The following is a 21,683-nucleotide window of genomic DNA, read 5'->3' as shown; positions in this document are numbered from 1 at the left end:
ACCACGCAATCGAGGATTCCGTGAGATTACGTACCCTGCTACGGTCGAGCAGCGCACTTCGGGTAGCCCCGCTGGCTTTGGGTCTGGTCCTCTTCTACTACGCCGCGGTCGGATCCGAACTTGCCTTCCGGCAGGATTTCGGCTGGGCGCCCACCCTCGTGTCGGCGCCGTTGCAGGTGTCGTACGCCTTCGCCTACGGCGTGGCCGCCGCACTCGGCGTGTGGGAGAGCGGGCGGCTGAGGCGCGGGGCGATCTGGGGCCTGGCTCCGGCCCGGTCGCGCTACCTCATCGCCGCCCAGGCCCTGGCGCCCGTCGTCGTTCTGGCGTGGCTGATGCTGATCCTGCCGGTCGCCATCGCCCTTGTTCAGGGCGGTGCCCTCCCCACCCCCACGAGCGTCGGCCCCCTGCTGCTGGGAATGCTGCTGTGCCCGGCGCACGCCACCATCGGCTTCGCCGTCGGCCTGCGGGTGCCTGCCGTGGTCGGTGCGCCGGTACTGGCCGTCGTCGTGTGGCTCGTGGTGGCGACGTCACGGGCGACGTCGGAGCGTTGGAGGCGCCACACACTGGGGCAGTACCAGGTCCGCCTGGAGTTCGGCGAGACAGCGACGCTCACCTCGCTCGTCGCCCAGGCGCTCCCCACGGTGGGAATCGCGGTGGCCATCGGCGCCCTCTGGCTGCCGCTCCGCCACCTGGCAGTCCGGCTGGTGATAGGCGCCGCCGTGGCGGTGTCCTGTGCCGTGGCCGCCGTCGAGTCGACGCGGGACTGGGAGACGACCCCGCCACTGAACGCCGCTCAGGCTCCCATGCGCTGCGAGGGGACCATGCCCCGCGTCTGCCTGCCCGAGGCCACGGTCGGCGACCTCGCGGCGGTCCACGCGGACGTCACCGCCGCGATCGACGATCTCGTCGCGCTGGGGGTGTCGGAACGGCCGGAGGTCGTGACCGACTCCCTCCCCGACGGCCGGGGCGTCCGGCCTTCCACCCCGGAGACCTGGCGCCTCGCTCTGACGAACGGCGAACGTCAGGACAACGTGCGCTTCCGGGTCGTCGATGAGGCCGTGCGTTTCCCGTGTTCGAGCCCCGACCCCGCTATCGCTCTGGCCGCGATGATGTGGGTCACCGAGCGCACCGGTACCGCGGACACCCATGAGGAGTTCCTGGCCGGAGATCCCTACCTGGAGACATCCGAGCGCCAGTCGGCGCGCACGGCCGTCGACACCGTTCTGGCGATGACCGAGGAGGAGCAGCTGACCTGGTATCTCCAAGCGCTCCGCGAGTCGTGCGAGGCCGACGCGTGATCTGGTGGTGCAAAGTCAGGCGGGCCCATGTCCTGCTGCCCCTCGGGCTGCTGTCCCTGGCACTGCTCGCGCTGGTACTCCGGGACAGCACGGCGGCGTTGCCGTCCTTCAGCATGTCCGGCAGCAACGAGGCCAAGATCATGCTGTTCGCGCCGATTCCCCTGGTGTCGACCATCGCCTTGTGCCTCGACTCCCGGCTGCCCGCGGCCGAGGTCGCCGGCATCCGCCCGGTACGCGGGCTGGACACGGCCCTGACCGGTCTCGTGTTGGCGGTCGCCGTCATGGTCTGCCTTCTGCTGGGCGTATGGCTGGACTCCGGCACGGTTGTCGCCGCGGGGCGCAACACTGTCTTCCTGACCGGCCTCCTGCTCCTCCTGCGTCCCGTCGTCGGCGAGGCCGCCGTGATCGGCCCGGTCACCTGGCTCATGGCCGTCGTCCTGCTCGGATTCCGCGAGTCGGACGACCCCTATCCCTGGACCGTCCTGCCGGAACCCGTCGACGCGCCGCACGCCGCGCTTGCCACGGCTCTCGCGTTGCTCGCCGGCTCCACTCTCCTGCTTCGAGGCCCGAGGAACGTGCCGTGACCCTGGAACTGGAACTGTCCGCCTGCACCTACGGTTACCGGCGGCGCCGCCGACCGGTGCTGGAGAACCTCGACTACCGCCTCGCCGAAGGGCTGACGATCCTCCTCGGCCCCAACGGGGCCGGTAAATCGACGCTGTTGAAGCTGGCCGCGTCCGTCGTCAGTCCTCGCTCCGGAGCGATCACCTGCGGCGATCTCGTCTTCGGCTCCCCGTCCTATCGGCGGGCCGTGGCCTGGATGCCGCAGACCATCACGCCGCTCCCCTCCCTCACCGCCCGCGAGTACGTCGCCTACGTCGGATGGCTGAAGGGCATGACGCGCGGCGATGCGTGGCACCATGCCCGCCGGGCCCTCCACCGCGTGGAACTCACCGACAAGGTGTCGGAGAAGACCTCCCGACTCTCCGGCGGCCAGCTCCGCAGGGTCGGGGTGGCGGCGGCCCTGGTCCACGGCGCGCGCGTTCTGCTGCTCGACGAGCCGACCGCGGGCATGGACCCGCGCCAGCGGCGCGTCTTCCGCGACATCCTGGCCGACCTTCGCGGCGATGTCCGCGTCCTGATGTCGACCCATGACGTGGCCGACCTCGCCGAGGAGGCCGACCATGTCACCGTTCTGGACGAGGGACGTGTCCTTCATACCGGGACCACCGCGTCCTTCTTCCGCCACACCCCCGCGGACACCGCGCCGGCCCGTGCGGCAGAGGGGGCCTACACGGCCCTGCTCTCCCGCGGCCACTGAACTCCCTTGGTGATGTCCGGGCGTTCGCCTCCCGTGCCGGGAGGGCGCTGTGCACCACCTGAAGTGCGAGGTATGCGCGGGGCGGCGAACTGACCCACGCCGCTCAGCGGGGGGTGGCGAGGAGTTCGAGCGTGTCGATCACGCGGTGCGAGAAGCCCCACTCGTTGTCGTACCACGCGACCACCTTGACGCGGCGGCCGTCGACGCGGGTGAGGGCGGAGTCGAAGATCGACGAGGCGGGGTTGCCGGTGATGTCGGACGACACGAGCGGGTCGTCCGCGTATTCGAGGATGCCGGTCAACGGGCCCTCCGCCGCGGCGCGGTACGCCGCCAGCACGTCCTCGCGCGTCACGTCGCGGGCGACGGTCGTGTTGAGTTCGACGATCGAGCCCACCGGCACGGGAACGCGGATCGCGTCGCCCGACAGCTTGCCGTCGAGGTTCGGCAGCACCAGGCCGATCGCCTTGGCGGCGCCGGTCGTGGTCGGCACGATGTTGAGTCCGGCGGCCCGGGCGCGGCGGGGGTCGCGGTGGGGGCCGTCCTGAAGGTTCTGCTCCTGCGTGTAGGCGTGCACCGTCGTCATGAACCCGTGCTCGATACCGGCCAGTTCGTCGAGCACCGAGGCCAGCGGCGCGAGCGCGTTGGTGGTGCAGGAGGCGTTCGAGACGATCGTGTGCGCGTCCGGGTCGTAGGCGCCGGTGTTGACCCCGAACGCCAGGGTGACGTCGGCGCCGTCGGAAGGCGCGCTGACGAGGACCTTCCGCGCCCCCGCGTCGAGGTGGGCGCGCGCGGCTGCGGCCGAGGTGAACCGGCCGGTGGCCTCCAGAACGGTGTCGACGCCGAGTCCGGCCCAGGGCAGCCGCGCCGGCTCGCGTTCGGCCAGGACGGTGATCCGGCGGCCGTCGACGACGAGGGTGTCCCCGTCGACGGTCACCGGGCGCCCGAGCCGGCCGGCCGTGCTGTCGTAGGCGAGCAGCCGGGCGAGAGCGGCGGGCTCCGTCAGGTCGTTGACGGCGACGATGTCGAGGGCGCTGTCGCGCTCCAGCAGCGCGCGCAGCACATTGCGTCCGATACGGCCGAACCCGTTGATGGCGATGCGAGTCATGAGTGCGTTCCCTTCCCTTCGCTCCCAGCCTCGCCCGCGGCCCGCGCCGCCGACAGCGGCGGGAACGCCAGGGTCCGCAAGGATCCCGTCACGGGGTCATCCGCCCCGGGTGGGCCTTCTGGTGAAGCCCCGGGTGAAGGTCCGCCGGTACTCGCTCGGTGTGGTGCCGAGGATGCGCTGGAAGTGCAGGCGCAGGTTCGCGCCGGTGCCGAGCCCGACCTCGGCGGCGATCCGCTCGACGCTGTGCTCCGAGCGTTCGAGCAGTTCACGGGCCAGGTCCACGCGGGCGCGCATCACCCACTGCATCGGCGTGCAGCCGGTCTCCTCGACGAAACGCCGGGAGAACGTGCGCGGCGAGACCTCCGCCTGCCGCGCCAGCGCGTCGAGGGTGAGCGGCTCGCCGAGCCGGTGCAGCGCCCACTCGCGGGTGGCGGCGAACCGCTCGCCGAGCGGCTCGGGAACGCTGCGCGGCACGTACTGGGCCTGGCCCCCGCTGCGGTAGGGGGCGGCGACCAGGCGCCGGGCCGCGTGGTTGGACGCGGCCACCCCCAGGTCGCCGCGCAGGACGTGCAGGCACAGGTCGATGCCGGAGGCGGCGCCCGCCGAGGTGAGCACGCTGCCCTCGTCGACGAACAGCACGTTCTCGTCGACCCGGACGAGCGGATGCCTGGCCTTGAGCGCCCGCGTGTAGTGCCAGTGCGTCGTGGCGCGCTTGCCGTCGAGCAGGCCCGTGGCGGCGAGCGCGAAGGCGCCCGTCGAGATGGCGGCCAGTCGCGCGCCCCGGTCGTGGGCGGCGATCAGCGCGTCGACGACGGCCCGCGGCGGGTCGTCGCGGTCCGGGCCGCGGTAGCCGGGGACGAAGACGAGGTCGGCCCACGCGAGCGCGTCGAGACCGTGGGCGACGTCGTACGCGAGGCCGTCGCCGCCGGTCACGGGCCCGGGGGCCGCCCCGCACACCCGCACCTCGTAGGGCATGCTCGCGCGGGTGGTGAAGACCTGCGCCGGGATTCCGACGTCGAGCGGCTTCGCGCCGTCGAGCACGAGGACGGCGACGCGGCGCAGGCGGGAGGCTGGCACAGGAAGAGGCTACGGGGAACGCGCACGCGCGGTCGCGCCGCGCGGGCCCGGGGGCGCGCCCGCGCGGGGCGGGCCGTGCCGCCAGGGGGGTCAGGCGGCGGGGAACCGGGCCACCCAGCGGCGCTGCCACGGCGTTTCGACGGCCCGGGGGTGGTGGTGCGCGCGGGCCCACGCGACGGCGTCGGCCGCGGGCACTCCGGCCAGGACGGCCAGGCAGGCGATGACCGTTCCGGTGCGGCCGACGCCGCCTCCGCAGGCGACTTCGACCGCCGCGCCCGCCCGGGCCCGCTCGTGCAGCGCGCGGATGTGGCGCACGGCCGCGTCGCGGTCGCGCGGCAGCCGGAAGTCGGGCCAGTCGAGCCAGACGTGCTCCCACCCGAGGCCGGCCCCGTGCGTGCGGCGCAGCCGGTCCGTGCCCAGGTAGAGACCGACATCGGGTACGGCGCCGCCCGGTCGCGGGCGGCGCAGCCCGCGACCGCGGACCCAGGAGCCGTCGGGTAGGCGCAGGGCTCCCGGCAGCGGTGCCTCGTTCATCGGACGCCGTCCCCGAGTCGTTGGCGGCGGCGGTGGTTGGCGACCTTCAGCCGGTTCCCGCAGCGCTCGGGCATGCAGTAGCGGCGTTCCCCGGCCCGGGAGGTGTCGGCGAACACGCCGCGGCAGCCGGGGGCGGCGCAGGCGCGGAAACGCCGGTGGCCGAGCCGGCGGACCACGCCGAACAGGCCGATGGCCAGGAACGCCGCCAGCTCGGCGGCCAGGGGCGCGCCCGCGGAGGTGGTCACGTACCACTGCCACCGCCCCTTCCCGTCGCGCCGCAGCACCGGTGCGCGCGCGGCGCGGGCGGCCAGCACGCCCGCGCCCGCGACGGCTTCCTCCGCTGTGGCGGTCTCCATGACGCCCCGCACCTCCCGGCGCAGCAGATGCACATCGAAGAGGTCCGCTGCGCTCGGCGGGCGCGTCTGCGGCACGGCGTCGAGCCGGAGTCGGTGCCGCTCCAGGAAGGCCGTGAGCGCCTCGGCGTCCGGCAGGGCGTCCCCCTCCGGCTCCCGGACCGTGGGCGACGTGCACACCAGGGCGGTCGCCACCGCGGCCCCCCGTTCGTAGTCGTCGAGAGGGATCTCCATCGCGCCTCCGCTGCGGTAACGGGAATAGGCGAACTATACCGGTTACTTGCGACGGTCGGCGCCCTGTTCCGCCGGGGAACGCGAGGGCTGCGGCTCCGGGGCCGCGGCCGAACGGGCGTTCCCGGGCCCGGTCCGAGTCCCGGGCCCCCGGCCGGGCCGCCGGGGCCGCCCGCCCGCGGGGGGCGGGCCGCCGCGGGCCATAATCGCCGCATGTCACGACTCGTACTCGCCACCCGCAACGCCCACAAGGTCACCGAACTGCGCGCGATCCTCGCCGCGGCCGGCGTCGACATCCCGCTCGTGGGGGCCGACGCCTTCCCCGAGGTCCCCGATGTGAAGGAGACCGGTGTCACGTTCGCGGAGAACGCCCTGCTCAAGGCGCACGCCCTCGCGCGCGCCACCGGGCTGCCCGCGGTCGCCGACGACTCCGGGCTGTGCGTGGACGTGCTCGGCGGCGCGCCCGGCATCTTCTCGGCCCGCTGGGCGGGCCGGCACGGCGACGACGCGGCGAACCTCGACCTGCTCCTCGCCCAGCTCGCCGACGTGCCGGCCCGCCATCGCGGCGCGTACTTCGCGTGCGCCGCCGCGCTCGCCCTGCCCGACGGCACGGAACGGGTCACCGAGGGCAGGCTGCCCGGCGTCCTCAGGTACGAGCCGGCCGGCGCCGGGGGGTTCGGCTACGACCCGATCCTCCAGCCCGAGGGCGAGAGCCGCACGTGCGCCGAGCTGAGCCCTGAGGAGAAGAACGCCATCAGCCACCGGGGCCTGGCGTTCCGCGCCCTGGCGCCCCTGATCGGGGAACTCGTCACCGGCGGCCGGTGAGGTAGGCCGAGACGACGACGTTCGCCGAGTAGGCGCGGGTGGCCGGGTCGAAGTCGCCGCCGCACGTGATCAGCCGCAGTTCGGCGCCGCCCGAGCGCGGCCCGTAGACGCGCGCCGCGTCGAACGCGCCGCGTTCGACCACCTCGACGCCCCGCACCGCGAACTCCGCGACGCTGCCGTCGGCGCGCGTCACGCGCACCGCGTCGCCCGGCTCGGCCTCGCTCAGCCCGTGGAACACCGCGGGTTCGCGTTCGGTGTCCAGGTGTCCGACCAGCACCGCCGCGCCCTCGGCGCCGGGCGTCGGGCCGTCCGCGTACCAGCCGACGAGGTCGGGTTGTCCGAACGGCGGGGGCGCCACCCCGCCGCCGTCGTCGAGCCCGCGCGGCACCACGTCGGCGCGCACCCCCACGGCCTCGAACTCCACGGCGCGCGGCTCGGCGTCGCCCGGCAGCGGCGCGGCGGGCGGCGGCAGCCGCGCGCCCTGCGCCTGGCCGCCGGCCGGCAGCGGGCCGGCCGGCGCGCCGCCCGTCAACTCCCGCCCCCACAGCGACAGGGCGAGCAGCAGCACCGCCCACGTGGCCGCGGCGGCCAGCCGCCCGGCCGGGGACGAGCGGGGCTCGCCCCGGGCCATCACCCGCCCCGCGCGTGCAGCCGCCGGACGGCGAGCAGCGCGCAGCCGGCCAGCGCGCAGGACAGCAGCGTCAGCGCGGCCGCGCCGGCCGCCGCGGGCGGGCCGTCCGCGCCGTCGGCGGCGGTGCCGCCGCCCCCGGCCCGCACGGGGCCGGTCGGGCCCAGGGCCTCCGGGTGGCCGCCCGACCCGCCGTGCGGCCCCGACCGGCCCTGGTGCTCCGGGCCCGGGGGGCCGGGCCCTTCACCGTGTCCAGACCCCTCGGGCTTGCCCGGCTTGCCGGGCGGCCCGTGCCCGTCGGGGCCCGTGATGATCAGCCGCCCGGTCACCTCGCCGTGCTTCGCGTCGCACATCACGTCGATCCGGTGGACGCCGGGCTCGGCGGTCGAACGGACCGTGGCCTCGCCGACCAGGCCGCCGCCGGGCCCGGGGGCCAGCCGCGCGGGGGCCACGAACGCGGGGGACTTGGCCACTCCCGTGTCGCCCGCGCAGCCGTGCACGCGCAGTTCGACGTCATCGCCCGGGCGCGGGCTGACCGGCGTCACCCGCACCCCGCCGCGGTCGTCAGCCGCGCCGGCCCCTGGCCGTTCCTCCGCGACGCCCCCGGCCGGAGCGGCCGTCGCGGCATGCGGGAACGGCGCGTGCGCGGGCGCGGGGTTCAGCACGCGGGCGGGCGCGCCGCCCAACGCGCCGACGTGCGCGGTGCTCCACGTGCCGGCGTCAACAGCGTTCGACGTGCCGACGGGCGCGGCGTTCTGGGTGTCGGCGTGCGCCGGCGCGGCCCACAGCGCGGCGCACGCCGCCAGGGCAGCCGCGCCCACCGCGGGCCGTCGCGGGGAACGGATCGAGCGGGCCTGGCCCATGGCGCACCTCCGCCTCGGGTGGGGTTCTCCTCACCCGACGAAGGTCACCCGGCGCACGCGCGGGCGCACCCGCTGCGCCGCCCGGTTGGGCCGGTCGGGGCGCCGGGCCGCCCGACCGGGCGGCGCGCGCGGCGTTCCGTCAGACGCGCTCGATGAGGTCCGCGATCGAGTCGACCACGGCCGAGGGCCGGAACGGGAACCGCTCCACCTCGTCGGGACCGGTCAGCCCGGTCAGCACGAGGAACGTCTCCATGCCCGCTTCGAGCCCCGCGAGCACGTCGGTGTCCATCCGGTCCCCGATCATCGCGCTGGTCTCGGAGTGCGCGCCGATCATGTTCAGACCGGTGCGCATCATCAGCGGGTTCGGCTTGCCCACGAAGTACGGGTCGCGGCCGGTCGCCTTCGTGATGAGCGCCGCCACCGACCCCGTCGCGGGCAGTGCGCCCTCCGTCGAGGGCCCGGTGTGGTCGGGGTTGGTGGCGATGAACCGCGCGCCGTCGTTGATCAGCCGGATGGCCTTCGTCAGCGCCTCGAAGCTGTACGTCCTGGTCTCGCCGAGCACCACGTAGTCGGGCGCCACGTCGCTGAGCACGTACCCCACGTCGTGCAGCGCGGTGGTCAGCCCCGCCTCGCCGATGACGTAGGCGGTGCCGCCCGGCCGCTGGATGTCGAGGAACTGGGCGGTCGCGAGCGCCGAGGTCCAGATGCTCTCCGCCGGCACCTCAAGCCCCATGCGGGACAGCCTGGCCTTGAGGTCGCGGCGCGTGTAGATCGAGTTGTTCGTCAGGACCAGGAACGGTCGGCCCGACTCCTGGAGCCGCGCCAGGAAACGGTCCGCGCCCGGTACCGGCACGCCCTCGTGGATCAGGACGCCGTCCATGTCGGTCAGCCACGACTCGATCGGTTTGCGCATCGCCACGTCAGTCCGCTCCTTACCGGTTTCCCGCCGTCTACAGCTTCAGGTCCTTGATGAGCTTCGCCACGTGCCCGGTGGCCCGGACGTTGTACAGCGCGTGCGCGACCGTGCCGTTCTCGTCGACGACGAACGTGGAACGGATCACGCCGGTGACCTTCTTCCCGTACATCGTCTTCTCACCGAACGCGCCGTACGCCTGGAGCACCTGCTTCTCCGGGTCGCTGACCAGGGTGACCCTCAGCTCCTCCTTGTCGCGGAACTTCGCCAGCTTCTCCGGCGCGTCGGGGGAGACGCCGATCACGTCGTAGCCGGAGGAGGCGAGCAGGTCGAGGTTGTCGGTGAAGTCGCAGGCCTGCTTGGTGCAGCCGGGGGTGAGCGCGGCCGGGTAGAAGTAGACGATGACCTTGCGGCCCGCGTGGTCCGCCAGCGACACGGGCTTGCCCTCGGCGTCCGGCAGGGTGAAGGCGGGTGCCGGGTCCCCCGGCTGCAAACGCGCGCTCATGGTCGTTGTCTCCTCGTCGCAATCCCTCGGGTGCCGCTCGCCGGTCCACCGCCGCCCAGCCTAAACGGGGGCTCCGGCGGGCGGCGCCCGCGGTGAGCTGACACACTGTGCCGTGACCCGACGACGAGGCGACGGCGACCAGACGACGACGGAACGATGGACGACGGAACGATGGAGGCGCGAGCGTGCCGGAAGCAGCCGAGACCCCCGCGGAGATCCAGGCGCGGATCGCCAGGCGCCGCGACGACCTGCGCGTGACGCTTGAGGAGATCGGCGTCCGCGTGCACCCGAACACGATCGTGGGCGACGCCAAGGCCCGGGTGGCCGCGACCGTCGACCAGACCGCGGGCCGCGCGTTCGTCGCGGTCAACCAGGCCGTCAGCACGGTGCGGGCGCAACTGGTCTCCCCCGACGGCGCCCCCCGCCTCGAACGAGTGATCCCCGTCGCCGTGGTGACGGTCGCCGTCGCCGGGCTGTTCCTGGCCGCCACGCGCCGCCGTCGCGGGTAGGGCGCGTCCGCGAGGTCCCAGCGGGGCGCCGGGGGCGGAACCGATCCAACCCGGCGGCCCCGGCACCCGCCGTCCTGAGATACGGTCATCACGTGAGTTCGCACCCCAGCCACGACAAGCTGCCCATCCGGATGCTGCACGACCGGGTGCTGGTCAGGGCAGACACCGCGGAGGGCGAGCGCCGCTCGTCCGGCGGCATCGTCATTCCGGCAACCGCCCAGGTCGGCCGTCGGCTTGACTGGGCCGAGGTGGTCGCCGTCGGGCAGAACGTCAGGACCGTCGAGCCGGGCGACCGCGTGCTCTACGACCCGGAGGAACGCGCCGAGGTCGAGGTGCGCGGCGTCTCCTACCTCCTCATGCGCGAGCGCGACCTGCACGCGGTCGCCGCGGAACGGCTCCAGGGCTCCGAGGACTCCACGGGCCTCTACCTCTGAATATCTCTGATACCTCTGAGACGTCCGGGCTCTTCTGAGCTTTCTGGGTTCTTCTGAGTTCCCACGGCTTACCGGCCCGGCCGTTCGTGTCCCCGTGACCGGCGCGGCCCGCGCGGCACTACGCGGCCTGTGCGCCCTCGGTGGCCCCCGGGTCGGGCGCGGTCGCGGCGCCCGTTCCCGCCTCCGTTTCCGGGCTCGCGGGGCCCGCGGACCCGGTCGGGCCCGCGGACTCCACCGGCGGCGGTTCCGTCGGCCCCGCCGCGACCGGCGGCGGCCCGCCGCCGCTGTCGTCGGGTGGCGGCCCGGCGGACGCGGCCGGCTCCGCGCTGCCGCGCGCCGGGCCGCCGGGCGCGGTGGGCGTCGCGCCGTCCGGCGCGGTCCCCTCGGGTGCCGACGGCGTTCCGCCGGGGGCTCGCGGGCCGCCGCTCTCCTCGGCCTCCCGGCGTTCCTCCCCCTCGCCGCCGTCCTCGCCGCCTTCCTCCTCGCCGTCCTCGCCGTCCTCGTCCGGGCGTTCGCCCTGCCCGGGCACGTCCGTCCCGTCCTCGCCCGGCGGCCCGCCGGACTCCACCTCGGGCACCGGTTCACCGGCGCGCAGGTCGAACGACCGCACCGGCTCGCCGCGCAGCGCCTCGGCCGTGTACTGGCCCCAGATGCGCGCCGGGAAGCCGCCGCCGCTGATGCGCTCCTGGCCCGCCGCCCCGTACAGCTCGCGCTGCTCCCCGGTGTCCGGGTCCTGTCCGAACACGGCCACCACCGTGGACAGTTCGGGCGTGTACCCGGCGAACCAGGCGGCCCGGTCCTGCTCCGCCGTGCCCGTCTTGCCGGCCGCGGGCCGGCCGGCGGAACCGGCCGCGGTGCCCGTGCCGTCCTCCACCACGCCGCGCAGGACCGCGGTGGTCGCGTCGGCCGCCTCGCGCGACACCGCGCGCTCGGGGCGCGCCTCCGGCAGCCGCAGGCGTTCGCCGTTCTGCCTGACCTCGTCGACCAGCGTCACCTGCCGCCGTTCGCCGTGGGCGGCCAGGGTCGCGTACGCGCCCGCCATGTCGAGTGTGCTGGGCGTGGCGGTGCCGAGGGAGATCGAGCCCTGTGCCGTGTCGAGGCCAGGCGTGGTCTCCGGGATGCCGAGCGCGACCGCCGTCTCGCGCACCAGGTCGGTGCCGACGTCCGCGCCCATCTGCGCGAACACCGCGTTGACCGACTTGTCCATGCCCTCGGTCACGGTGATCTCGCCGTAGTCCCGGTCGCGCTCGTTCTCCGGCGCCCAGCCGGTGCCGCGGCCGTCGCGCCCCGTCACCTCGCGCCCGCTGTCGCCGTCGTACTTCGTGGCGGGGCCGATGCGTTCCCCGTCCCGTGTCTCGGAACGGTGTTCGAGCGCGGCGGCGTAGACGATCGGCTTGAACGTGGAGGCGGCCTGGTAGTCGCGGCGGGTCGCGTTGTTCACGTACTGCCGCGTGTAGTCCCGGCCGCCGTACATGGCCACCACGCGGCCGGTGCCCACCTCGACGGACGTCGCGCCGGCCCGCACCCACGCGTCCTGCTCGCGGTCCTCGCTCAGCGCGCTCTCCAACTGCTCGTTCACCGCGTCGGTCATCGCCCGCTGCCGCTCCGGCTCGATCGTCGTCGTGATCCTGAAGCCGCCCTCGGCGAGCCGGTCGCGGTCCGCGATGCCGTGCTGGGCGAGGTGGATGTTGACGGCCTCCACCAGGTAGCCGCGCTCGCCGCCGAGCCCCTCGCCCGGGGACCACTCGCGGGGCTCGGGGAAGTCGAGGCCGGCCCTGCGCCGTTCGCCGAGCCAGTCCTCGGAGACCATGCCGTCCAGCACGTAGTCCCAACGGGCGATGGCGCGTTCGGTGTTCTGCGGGTTGGCGCGGACGTCGTAGGAGTTCGGCGCGTTCAGCAGCGCGGCCAGGTAGGCGCCCTCGGCCGTGTCCAGGTCGGCCGCGTCCTTGCCGTAGTACGCCTGCGCGGCGGACTGGATGCCGTAGGCGTTGCGGCCGAAGTAGCTGGTGTTGAGGTAGCCCTCCAGAATGTCGTCCTTGCTCTCCTCGCGATCGAGTTTGATCGCGATGAACAGCTCCTTGACCTTCCGGGTCACGGTCTGCCGCTGGTCGAGGTAGTAGTTCTTCACGTACTGCTGGGTGATGGTCGATCCCGACTGGCGCCCGCCGCCGCGCAGCATGTTCCAGCCCGCGCGGGCCATCGCGGTGACGTCCACCGCGGGGGCGTGGTAGAAGTCGCGGTCCTCCGCCGCGAGGACCGCACGGCGCACCGTCAGCGGCACCTCGGAGAGCGGCACGCTCTCCCGGTTCACCTCGCCGACCCGGGCCAGCTGCGTGCCGTCGGCGTACAGGTACACGTTGCCCTGGGCCGCCGCGGCCGACTTGGGCTCGGGGATCTCCACCAGCAGGTAGCCCGCGATCAGACCGGCGAACAGGAGGACGAGACCCGTCAGCGCCGCCCCGAGCACCATGCGCCAGGTGGGGATCAGCCGGCGCCAGCCGGTGCGCCGCCGCCGCGGGCGCGGCGGGCGCGCGGCGTTCCGGGACGGCCACCCGGGCCACCGGCCGGCGGCGCGTCCTCGGGGCTCGCTGTCGTCGCTCACGGTGCGCTGTTGTCCCATCTGTCCGTTTGAGACACTCTCGCACCGTGCGTAACGAACCGCGCCCCGCGGCCACCCCCGCGCCCCGCGCCCGGTCCCCCGGACGGGCCCCGGGGCTCACCCGTTAGAGCGTGCGGTCGCCGCCGGCCGGCAGCGCCGCGAGGTCCACCGCGCCGGCCATCGCGCGGTAGCCGGCGTCGCTGGGGTGCAGCCCGTCGCCCGAGTCGAAGCGGGGCGCGAGCCGGTGCGGGTCGTCCGGGTCGCGCAGCGCGGCGTCGAAGTCGGCCACGGAGTCGAACACGCCGCCGTCGCGTATCTCCTCGTTCACCGCGAGGCGCACCCGCTCAAGCTCGGGCGTGTAGGCGCTGTGCCCGCCGAACGGCGCGAGCGTCGCGCCCACCACCCGCAGGTCGGCGGCGCGCGCGTCCTGCGCGAGCCGCCGCAGCCCGGCGACGAGCACCGCCGGGTCGGTCTGGCGCGGCTGGAGGATGATGTCGTTGATCCCGAGCTGCACCACGACCGCGCGCACCCCGGCCTGCGGCAGCACGTCGGTGTGCAGGCGGCGCAGCCCCGCGGGCCCGTTGAACTGCCGGTCGGGCGCGCCGTCCCGCAGCAGCCGGTTCCCGCTGATGCCCTGGTTGAGCACGGCGAGGGGCGGCGCGCCCGGCTCCTCGCGCAGCCGCGCGGCCAGGTGGTCGGTCCACCGCTGGTTGGCGCCCGGCGTCGAGGTGCTGCCGTCGGTCAGCGAGTCGCCGATGGCGACGACGGCGCCCGCCGTACCGGTCGAGAACACCTGCACCGCGGTCACGTAACGCCAGGTCTCGATCGACTGCGTGAACGCCGCGCCCTCGATGTCGTCGGCGTGGTCGCCCCGCGCCACCCAGCTGGTCTGCCGCGCCATGCGGTGGTGGGTGACGGGCCCCGAGGGGCCCGGGGCGTGCACGGTGACCAGCAGGTCGGCCGCCGCCGGCACGTCGAGCCGCACCCCGTCGCTCAGCACCGAGCCGCGGGCGGGAACGGTCACCGAGCCCCGGTCGCCGAACGTCAGCCGCCGCATGCTGTCCGGCACGGCCGCGGGCCCGCCCGAGGCGGACAGGGCCACGGTCACGTCCGTGAACGTCACGGGCTGGCTCCCGTAGCGGTTGGACAGCTCCACGCGCACGCCGGTGCCGCCCACGGTGGCGCGCAGCACGTTGCGGACCGAGCGGTTCGCCAGGCCGTCGCGCGTGCCGGGCTCGGGGCCGCTCGGGGCGGCCGACCACGTGCCGGTCCACTGGCCGTCGGCGGCCGGCCTGATGCCGTCGGCGGGCGCGGGAGCGGCCACGTCGTGCCGCGCGCCCTGCCCGGTACCGATGCCGAGCGCCACCCCGAGCAGTACGGCGAGCACCCCCGTCAGCAGGGCGAACACCCGCCGCCCGGTCACCACTCCCACGGGCACATGATCCCACGGGCACATGACACCGGCTGGCTCGTCCGGGTGAGGCGGCTCACCCGGCGACCGGCCCCGAGCCGTTCGGGAACGTCCCGCTCGTCCGGGCCCGTCCCGCGACCTGGTTCCGGGCGGGCCGCGGCGGGGCCGGGAGAATGGGAGCATGACCACGACTCGCTCCCCGGCCGGTCCCGGCCTGCTCACCGAGGCGGACGCCGAGAAGCTGCGCGGCCTGCGCAGGATGAAGGCACTGGCCACAGGACTGCTGGTGGCCGTTGCCGTCGTGTACGCGCTCGCCACCTGGGCCGAGCACAGGGGCGCAGGCGCGTGGGCGGGCTACGTGGCCGCCGCCGCCGAGGCCGGCATGGTGGGCGCGCTGGCCGACTGGTTCGCGGTCTCCGCCCTCTTCCGGCACCCGCTCGGCCTGCCGATCCCGCACACGGCGATCATCCCCGCCAAGAAGGACCAGCTCGGCCAGTCGCTCGGGGACTTCGTCGGTGAGAACTTCCTCGCCGAGGACGTCGTCCGCGACAAGCTCCGCTCGGTCGGCCTGGCCCGCCGCCTGGGGGCCTGGCTCTCCCGCCCGGAGAACGCCGACCGCGTCACCGCGGAACTCGCCACGGCCGTCCGCGGCGGCCTGCGCGTGCTGCGCGACAACGACGTGCAAGCCGTGCTCGCCGAGACGATCACGCGCAAGGCCGAGACCCAGGAGATCTCACCCGGCGTCGGGCGGCTGCTCGAACGGACCGTCCAGGACGACGGGCACCGCCGGTTCGTCGACCTGGTGTGCGCCCAGGCGCACGACTGGCTGGTCAAGCACAGGGACACCGTGCTGTCGGCCGTCGAGGGCGGCGCGCCGGGCTGGACGCCCCGGTTCGTCGACCGCCGCGTCGGCGACCGGGTGTACCGCGAACTCCTGCGCTTCGTCACGGAGATGCGCGACTCCCCCGAGCACCCGGCGCGCGGCGCGCTCGACCGCTTCCTGACGGATTTCGCGCACAAGCTCCAGCACGACGAGGAGACCCGGGCCCGCGTCGAGCGGCTGAAGTCGGACTTCGTCGCGCGGCCCGAGGTGCAGGAGCTCATCGCCTCGGCGTGGGGGAACCTGCGCGCCATGATCCTCACCGCGGCCGAGGACGAACGCAGCGCCCTGCGCCGCCGCGCCCGCGCCGCGATCCTCGGCATCGGCACCCGCCTGGCCTCGGACGAGGTGCTGCGCGCCAAGCTCGACGGCTGGGTCGCGGACGCCACCGTGCACGTCGTCTCCGGCTACCGCGCGGAGATCACCTCCCTGATCAGCGACACCGTCGCCTCCTGGGACGCGCGCACCACGTCGCGGAAGATCGAGCTGCACATCGGCCGCGACCTCCAGTTCATCCGCCTGAACGGAACCATCATCGGCTCCCTCGCCGGCCTGGCGATCCACGCCGTCACGACCGCGGCGGGCGGCTGATCTCCGGCCGGGCCCGGTACGATTGGCGGGCGAGCGGCCGTGATGGAATTGGCAGTCATGCTGGGTTTAGGTCCCAGTGCGCCACGCGCGCGTGAGGGTTCGAATCCCTCCGGCCGCACCGTTCGATCCGCTCCCCGGGGCCGCGAGCCGTTCCCCCGGACCCGTGAGCCGCCCCCGGAATGGGGGACAGGGCGCACATTACCCCCGCGCGGTGGGTATGCCTTCCCTGCGAGCGTGCACAAGTGATCGACCCGGCGCGGATGTTCACGGGGGGAATGTGCGGGAACCGCGGGAGCACCACGTGCGCAACGAACTCGGCGGGACCGTCGCGGGCCAGGCCGTTCAGATCGGTACCGTCCACGGCGACGTGCGGCTCGGCGCCCCGACCGGCCGCGACGGCGGCCACCGACCGCCGTGGCAGCTCCCGGCGGGCGGTGAAGTCGTCGGCCGGGCAGCGGAGTTGGCTTCGCTCGAACGCGCCAGGCAGCGGGCGGCGGAGCAGGGCCGCGCCGTCCGCGCCGTGCTCACCGGCCTCGGCGGCGTCGGCAAGACGGCGCTCGCCTCGGCCTGGCTGCACACCCTGCGCGACGAGTGCCCCGACGGGCAGCTCTACGCGGACCTCGGCGCGCAGTCGGAGACGGGGCCCGTGCCGCCGGGCGTGGTGCTCGGCCGGTTCCTGCTCGGGCTCGGCGTCGAACCCGAGCGCGTTCCGGCGGGCGTCGAGGAGCGCGCCGGTCTCTACCGCACCCTGACCTCCGGCCTGCGCCTGGGCATCCTCCTCGACGACGCCGCCTCGGCCGCCCAGGTCAGGCCGCTGTTCCCGGGCGGGCCCTGCATCGTCGCGGTGACCAGCCGCTGGCGGCTGACCGGACTCCTGCTCGACGACGCGTTGATGTTCGAACTCGGCACGCTCGACACCGACTCCGCCGTCCAACTGCTCGCCGAGGCGCTGCCGGGGGACCGCGTCGCCGCGGAACCGGCCGACGCGCGCGCCCTGGTCGACCTGTGTGCCGGGCTGCCGCTGGCCGTTCGCCTCTCGGCGGCCCGGCTGGCCGCCCGGCCGCGCCGCTCCATCGCGCTCATGGTGCGCGAACTCGCCGCCGAGCACGACCGCCTCGGCGCCCTCGGCCTGCACGACGACCGCGACGTGCGCGCGGCCCTCGACGTGTCCTACCGGGCGCTGCCGGGGCCCGCGGCCCGCCTCTACCGGCTCCTGGCGCGGCACCCGGGTCCCGACGTCACCGCGTCGACAGCCGCCGCGGCCCTGGGCGAGCCGCGCGCGAGCGGCACCGCGTGGCGCGCGATCGACGCGCTGCACGAAGCGCACCTGCTCGACGAGTTCGCCGAGGGCCGCTACCGCTTCCACGACCTGGTGCGCCTGCACGCCCGCGGGTGCGCCGAGCGGGAGGAGGATTCCGAGGAACTGGCCGCCGCCGGGCGTCGCGTCATGGACTTCTACCTGGCGACGGCGACAGCGGCCGAGGCGATCCTCGACCCGCACCACAGGACGCTCGCGCGCGACCACGGCCCCGGGCCCGTGGTCGTCGAGGAGTTCGCGGGCTCCGAGGCCGCCGCGCTGGCCTGGCTCGAAGCCGAGCTCGGCAACCTGCTCGCCATGCAGCGGGCCGCGCGCGAGGCCGGGCTCCCCGGCGTGGTGTGGCAACTGGCCGACGCCCTGCGCCCGTTCTTCCTGCGGCGCAAACATGTCGACGCGCGCCGGGCGGCGTACGCCGACGGGCTCGACGCCGCGCGAGCGGACCGGGCCACGGAGGCCGAGTTCCGCATGCTCGTCTCCGCCGGTCTCGGCGACCTGGACACGGGCGACGCCGGGCGCGCGCTCGACCTGTTCGAACGCGCGGCGCGGCTGTGCGCGGAGACCGGCGACGCGCTGGGAGCGGCCCGCACGCTCAACTACCGCGGGCTCGCCCTCGTCCGGCTCGGCCGCCTCACCGAAGCGGCCCGCTGTTTCGCGGACGCCGCGGCGGAGTACCCCCGCCTCGGTGACGCGCGGGCCGGCGGGCTCGCCCGGCTCAACCTCGCCGACGTGGCGCTGGCCCGCGACCGGCCGGCCGAGGCGGTCGACCACGCCGTGGCCGCCCGGGCGACGCTGGCCGCCGAGCGCGACGCCTACAACGCCGCACGCGCCCTCGTGCTCCTCGGCCGCGCCCGGCTGGCCGCGGGCCGGGCCGCCGCGGCCGAGGCCGCGCTCGACGAGGCCCACACCGCGCTCCGCGCCATGGCGGCCGACCACGAGGTCGCCCGCGTGCTCGAAGCCCTGGCCGACCTCGCCGACCACCGGGGGAACCGCGGCGCGGCCGAGGACCACAGGCGGGAGGCCGTCGCCATCTACACCCGGCTCGGGCTCCCCGGCGCGGCCGAGGCCGTGCGCGCCCGCCGCCCCGGCCGGCCCCCCGGACCGGCCGGAGCGGGGTAGGCGGCGCCCGGCCGGGCCGGTCACCGGCCGGGCCCGTACCGTGGCGCGGCCGTGGCGGGGCGCGGTCGTGGTGGGGCGCGGCCGTGGTGGGGCGCGGTCCCGCACCCGTTCCCGCCTCCCCGGCCGGCTCGGCTCAGCCCCTCCCGAAGTGCTCGCTCAGGCGCGCGTAGCTGTCGTCCGCGTGGCCGTCGGCCAGGGCCCCGGTGACCAGGTCCAGGGTGTAGCGGGGGAACCCGGTGTCGAGCCCGCGCGCGGCGCTCTCCCCGGTCAGGTCCTCGATCGACGGCAGGTGGTGCTTGAGCGCGCCGAACGGCGTCGCGAACCGGCCGTTGTCGGTCTCGTCGGCCACCACCGGCAGGCACCGGCCCCCGGCAGGCACCGGCACGGAGGCCGGGGGACCGGTCGCGGCGGCGATGACCGGTCGCGGCTGCGCCGCCGCGACCGGTCCTTCCGGACCCTTCAGGCCCCGCCTGGCACGGCCTGCGGGCGCAGCAGCACGCTCTGCGCCCGCGCCGCCCCGGCCGCGGCCTGCCGCAGCGCGTACCCCGTAGCCGAGGCGAGCGCGGCCACCGGCAGGCCGGCCGCCAGCCACGCGTGCAGCACCGAGCCCCACATCGGCCAGAACGGCTCGGCCGCCACCACCCGCAGCCGGACCGGCTCGGGGCAGCCGTGCCGCACGAGGCACGCGGCGTGCTCGGGCGAGGCCGTGACCAGCGCGCCCGGGTACCGCCCGGCGAGCCGCCCCGGCTCGCCGCGGCCCGTGACCACGTCGGCCACGGCCGGCCACGGGTGCGGCGCCGCCGCGTCGACCCGCAGGTGCCGGTCGACGAACGGGTGTCCCGGACCGTCCCCCGCGGGCAGCAGCGCCACCGAGGCCGCCCCCCGGCCGGGCTCGGGCTCGGACACGAGCGCGAGCGCGGCCGGGCACCGTTCGTCGTCGGGCACCAGCACCGCGGCGACCCGGCCCGCGGGCAGCCGGCCGGCCAGGGCCGCGACCAGCGGCATCATCCGGTCACGCTCCAGCGCCGCAGACCGCGTTCGACCGTGAACGGCGCCGGCGCCGCCGCGGTCGGCGGGCACTCCCCGACCGGGCGCAGCCGCAGCCTGCGGTACAGCAGCCGCCGCATCAGGGGCGCGAACCGGCCCGGCTGGGACGAGAGCCGTGCCACGACCCGCCCGTACAACTCCGTGCGGTAGTACGCGTCGTCGCGTTCGAGCTGACGGCGCAGCGGCCGGTCGGGCGCGAGCCTGGGCACGAACGAGCCGAGGTCGCTCACGGGGGCGGCCGGGTCGAGTCCCTCGGGCACGAACGACCCCATCGTCATCCGCGCGCCGGCCGCCGCGCCGTACAGGGCCATCGACCCCTGGTCGGCCACGACGACGTCGGCCGCGACCACCGGTCCCGCCGGGTCGGCGTACTGGCTGACCAGCGCGAGCCCCGCCCGGCACAACCCGGCCAGCCACGTGCTGATCATCCATTCGCCGTGCGCGGTCCAGGCGTTGGGGTGCAGCAGCGCGGCCACCCGGTACCGGTCGGACGGCAGTTCCGCGACCGCGCGCTCCAGCAGCTCGGGCGCCCGCCCGAGCAGCGAGTCGGGCCCCCAGGTCGACAGGAAGAGCACCAGCCGCTGGTCGGGCCCCGCGCCGAGCGCCGACCGGTACAGCGCCCGGGCGGGTCCGCTGACCAGCACCCGGTCGAGCAGCGGGTCACCGACCACGGCGGCCGTCGGCAGCGCCTCGGGGCACTGCCGGGCGAGCCTGACCCGCTCCTCCTCGTGCGCGAGCACCAGCGTGTCGGCGACCAGCCTGCCGTCGCTGACCAGCCGCTCGCGGTCCAGCCCGTAGGCCGTCCGCCCGCCGGCCGCCGCGGCCCCCGGCCGGCCGGCCGCGTACTTGTTGAAACCCGCGCCGTGCGACATCAGCACGATCGGCGCGTGCACCTCGTCGAGATGGCCGTAGGAGGCGGCGAGCGCCAGGTCGAACCGCGTCCTGACCGCCTGCTGCCACGGCAGGGCCGTGGCCCCGATCCGGTGCAGGAACTCATGCGCCCCGCCGTTGAACACGTCGGGCGCGATGGTGAACACGACCTGGAGGCGCAGGTCGTTCTGGAGCAGCTGGACGGCGTCCAGCAGGCGCTGGCCGCCGGGCACCGTGTGCACGACGACCAGCAGCCGCCGCTTGGCGTGCCGGGTGGCCCACCTTTCCGAGTCGAGTCGAAGGGGGACGGTGTTGCCGCCCCCCGCTTCCGTCACTACATGCATGGCACTTTCCCCTGCGTCGCTGCGCCCCGGGCGGGTGATCCGTACCCGGCGGGGCGTCCCCGTCGGGAGCCGCGTGGTTCGCGGCCCCTGGAGGAGCGGTGCCCGGCGGGGGTGTGCGTCCGCGTTGCAGCGGGGTTGCAGGACCGTTGAAGACGGCCCGTGCGCCCAGGAGATGCCCCCGTGCGCCCCCGCGCCGCACACGGGGGCCGTCTTCCCTACGGGTGGAAGCCGGCTGTCCGGGGCCCGCTGGGCGCGGGGGCGCGGTGGCGGGGCGGGGCCTTCCGCGGGGCGCCCGCGTCGCGTGCGGGGGCGTTCAAGGCCGAGGCGCACGCCCGGTACCGGGGGCGGCAGCGATAGCGTGTACCCGTACCACCCGTATGTGACCTGCTGTTCCCGTTCTCCCGGAGGAACGATCATGGCAACCACGCGCATCGCGACGACGAACTGGGAAGGCTCCCTCATGGAGGGCGCCGGGACCGTGGAGCTCAACTCGTCCGGTGTCGGCAAGTTCGACGTCTCCTGGCCGTCGCGGGCGGAGGAGGCGAACGGGCGCACCAGCCCCGAGGAACTGATCGCCGCCGCCCACTCGTCGTGCTTCTCGATGGCGCTCTCGCACGGCCTCGCCGGCGCGGGCACCCCGCCGGAGACGGTGGAGACGCAGGCCAGCGTCACCTTCCAGCCGGGCGAGGGCATCACCGGCATCGTGCTGTCCGTCAAGGCGCGCGTGCCCGGCCTGTCCGCCGAGGACTTCAAGACGGCCGCCGAGACCGCCAAGGAGAACTGCCCGGTGAGCAAGGCGCTCGCCGGCGCGCCCATCACGCTGGAGGCCGAGCTGCTCTCCTGAGCGAGCACAGCCGCCACCCGAACGTCCCGGCCCCGCCCCCGCGGCGCCGGGACGTTCCGCGTGCGTG

22 protein-coding genes and 1 tRNA gene are annotated in these 21,683 nt (G+C 75.3%); 10 read left to right on the top strand and 13 right to left on the bottom strand.

Going from position 1 to position 21,683, the window contains the following annotated elements; translation table 11 throughout:
- The first annotated feature begins 77 nt into the window (after positions 1–77).
- Genes LC193_RS10280 through LC193_RS10270 form a run of 3 tightly spaced genes read left to right on the top strand, consistent with a single transcriptional unit; the run spans position 78 to position 2,619 of the window.
- Positions 78–1,298 carry a hypothetical protein gene (locus LC193_RS10280; RefSeq protein ID WP_226073524.1) on the top strand — a complete coding sequence of 407 codons (1,221 nt, stop codon included), beginning with the start codon at positions 78–80 and terminating at the stop codon, positions 1,296–1,298.
- Entirely contained in the window at positions 1,295–1,882 is a 588-nt protein-coding gene (locus LC193_RS10275) for a hypothetical protein (protein ID WP_226073523.1), read from the top strand. The genes LC193_RS10280 and LC193_RS10275 overlap by 4 nt, the downstream gene beginning before the upstream one ends.
- Positions 1,883–1,884: 2 nt before the next feature.
- A complete protein-coding gene (locus tag LC193_RS10270; RefSeq protein ID WP_226078540.1) occupies positions 1,885–2,619 on the top strand; it encodes an ATP-binding cassette domain-containing protein in 735 nt (244 codons plus the stop codon).
- Between the two features lie 103 nt (positions 2,620–2,722).
- On the opposite strand, the gene gap is transcribed toward LC193_RS10270, so the two are convergent.
- The 4 genes from gap to LC193_RS10250 form a co-directional block, all read right to left on the bottom strand.
- The gene (gap, locus tag LC193_RS10265) at positions 2,723–3,724 is read right to left on the bottom strand and encodes a type I glyceraldehyde-3-phosphate dehydrogenase (protein WP_226073522.1); all 1,002 of its coding nucleotides are present in this window, start codon (positions 3,722–3,724) and stop codon (positions 2,723–2,725) included.
- A gap of 96 nt (positions 3,725–3,820) precedes the next feature.
- Entirely contained in the window at positions 3,821–4,801 is a 981-nt protein-coding gene (locus LC193_RS10260; RefSeq protein WP_226073521.1) for a GlxA family transcriptional regulator, read from the bottom strand.
- A gap of 90 nt (positions 4,802–4,891) precedes the next feature.
- Positions 4,892–5,335, bottom strand: coding sequence for a phosphatase domain-containing protein (locus LC193_RS10255; protein WP_226073520.1), 444 nt, complete (start codon positions 5,333–5,335; stop codon positions 4,892–4,894).
- The gene (locus LC193_RS10250; RefSeq protein ID WP_226073519.1) at positions 5,332–5,922 is read right to left on the bottom strand and encodes a CGNR zinc finger domain-containing protein; all 591 of its coding nucleotides are present in this window, start codon (positions 5,920–5,922) and stop codon (positions 5,332–5,334) included. The genes LC193_RS10255 and LC193_RS10250 overlap by 4 nt, the downstream gene beginning before the upstream one ends.
- 210 nt (positions 5,923–6,132) lie before the next feature.
- On the opposite strand from LC193_RS10250, the gene rdgB reads away from it, so the two are divergent.
- Positions 6,133–6,744, top strand: coding sequence for an RdgB/HAM1 family non-canonical purine NTP pyrophosphatase (rdgB, locus tag LC193_RS10245; protein ID WP_226073517.1), 612 nt, complete (start codon positions 6,133–6,135; stop codon positions 6,742–6,744).
- On the opposite strand, the gene LC193_RS10240 is transcribed toward rdgB, so the two are convergent.
- The 4 genes from LC193_RS10240 to bcp all read right to left on the bottom strand — a co-directional run bounded on the left by LC193_RS10240 (position 6,728) and on the right by bcp (position 9,653).
- Positions 6,728–7,375 carry a class F sortase gene (locus LC193_RS10240; RefSeq protein ID WP_226073515.1) on the bottom strand — a complete coding sequence of 216 codons (648 nt, stop codon included), beginning with the start codon at positions 7,373–7,375 and terminating at the stop codon, positions 6,728–6,730. The genes rdgB and LC193_RS10240 overlap by 17 nt on opposite strands.
- A complete protein-coding gene (locus LC193_RS10235; protein WP_226073513.1) occupies positions 7,375–8,235 on the bottom strand; it encodes a hypothetical protein in 861 nt (286 codons plus the stop codon). The genes LC193_RS10240 and LC193_RS10235 overlap by 1 nt, the downstream gene beginning before the upstream one ends.
- Positions 8,236–8,374: 139 nt before the next feature.
- Positions 8,375–9,154, bottom strand: a complete 780-nt coding sequence (locus tag LC193_RS10230) for an HAD-IIA family hydrolase (RefSeq protein WP_226073511.1) — start codon at positions 9,152–9,154, stop codon at positions 8,375–8,377.
- A gap of 31 nt (positions 9,155–9,185) precedes the next feature.
- Positions 9,186–9,653 (bottom strand): thioredoxin-dependent thiol peroxidase, encoded by a 468-nt coding sequence (bcp, locus tag LC193_RS10225; RefSeq protein ID WP_086160318.1) that lies wholly within the window; start codon positions 9,651–9,653, stop codon positions 9,186–9,188.
- 185 nt (positions 9,654–9,838) lie between these two features.
- On the opposite strand from bcp, the gene LC193_RS10220 reads away from it, so the two are divergent.
- Both LC193_RS10220 and LC193_RS10215 read left to right on the top strand, forming a co-directional pair.
- The gene (locus LC193_RS10220) at positions 9,839–10,162 is read left to right on the top strand and encodes a DUF3618 domain-containing protein (protein WP_226073509.1); all 324 of its coding nucleotides are present in this window, start codon (positions 9,839–9,841) and stop codon (positions 10,160–10,162) included.
- A 131-nt stretch (positions 10,163–10,293) separates the two neighbouring features.
- Positions 10,294–10,596, top strand: a complete 303-nt coding sequence (locus LC193_RS10215) for a GroES family chaperonin (protein ID WP_226078539.1) — start codon at positions 10,294–10,296, stop codon at positions 10,594–10,596.
- Between the two features lie 118 nt (positions 10,597–10,714).
- Here LC193_RS10215 and LC193_RS10210 read toward each other — a convergent pair whose 3' ends face one another.
- Together LC193_RS10210 and LC193_RS10205 are read right to left on the bottom strand one after the other, a co-directional pair.
- Positions 10,715–13,216: a transglycosylase domain-containing protein gene (locus tag LC193_RS10210; RefSeq protein WP_404819385.1), complete on the bottom strand. Its 2,502-nt coding sequence runs from the start codon at positions 13,214–13,216 to the stop codon at positions 10,715–10,717.
- Between the two features lie 103 nt (positions 13,217–13,319).
- A complete protein-coding gene (locus LC193_RS10205; RefSeq protein WP_226078537.1) occupies positions 13,320–14,618 on the bottom strand; it encodes an SGNH/GDSL hydrolase family protein in 1,299 nt (432 codons plus the stop codon).
- 127 nt (positions 14,619–14,745) lie between these two features.
- On the opposite strand from LC193_RS10205, the gene LC193_RS10200 reads away from it, so the two are divergent.
- From LC193_RS10200 to LC193_RS10190, 3 genes are all read left to right on the top strand, one after another.
- Complete coding sequence (locus LC193_RS10200; RefSeq protein WP_404819527.1) at positions 14,746–16,077, top strand: DUF445 domain-containing protein; 1,332 nt, start codon at positions 14,746–14,748, stop codon at positions 16,075–16,077.
- A 33-nt stretch (positions 16,078–16,110) separates the two neighbouring features.
- Positions 16,111–16,195 (top strand) — tRNA-Leu (locus LC193_RS10195).
- Positions 16,196–16,378: 183 nt separating this feature from the next.
- A complete protein-coding gene (locus LC193_RS10190) occupies positions 16,379–18,511 on the top strand; it encodes a regulator (protein ID WP_226073504.1) in 2,133 nt (710 codons plus the stop codon).
- Between the two features lie 133 nt (positions 18,512–18,644).
- Here the strand turns inward: LC193_RS10190 and LC193_RS10185 are convergent, their stop codons facing one another.
- From LC193_RS10185 to LC193_RS10175, 3 genes are all read right to left on the bottom strand, one after another.
- Positions 18,645–18,890, bottom strand: coding sequence for an imine reductase family protein (locus tag LC193_RS10185; protein ID WP_404819526.1), 246 nt, complete (start codon positions 18,888–18,890; stop codon positions 18,645–18,647).
- Positions 18,891–18,970: 80 nt separating this feature from the next.
- Positions 18,971–19,519 carry a hypothetical protein gene (locus LC193_RS10180; protein ID WP_226073500.1) on the bottom strand — a complete coding sequence of 183 codons (549 nt, stop codon included), beginning with the start codon at positions 19,517–19,519 and terminating at the stop codon, positions 18,971–18,973.
- On the bottom strand, positions 19,516–20,772 hold the full coding sequence (locus LC193_RS10175) for a hypothetical protein (RefSeq protein WP_226073498.1): 1,257 nt from the start codon (positions 20,770–20,772) through the stop codon (positions 19,516–19,518). Before LC193_RS10175 ends, LC193_RS10180 begins: the two co-directional genes overlap by 4 nt.
- A 415-nt stretch (positions 20,773–21,187) precedes the next feature.
- On the opposite strand from LC193_RS10175, the gene LC193_RS10170 reads away from it, so the two are divergent.
- Complete coding sequence (locus tag LC193_RS10170; protein ID WP_226073496.1) at positions 21,188–21,616, top strand: OsmC family protein; 429 nt, start codon at positions 21,188–21,190, stop codon at positions 21,614–21,616.
- Positions 21,617–21,683: the final 67 nt, after the last annotated feature.

This window comes from Streptomyces marincola, assembly GCF_020410765.1.
GTDB lineage: Bacteria > Actinomycetota > Actinomycetes > Streptomycetales > Streptomycetaceae > Streptomyces > Streptomyces marincola.
The sequence above is the reverse complement of the archived record's forward strand: the minus strand, read 5'-3'. Positions and strand labels throughout refer to the sequence as shown.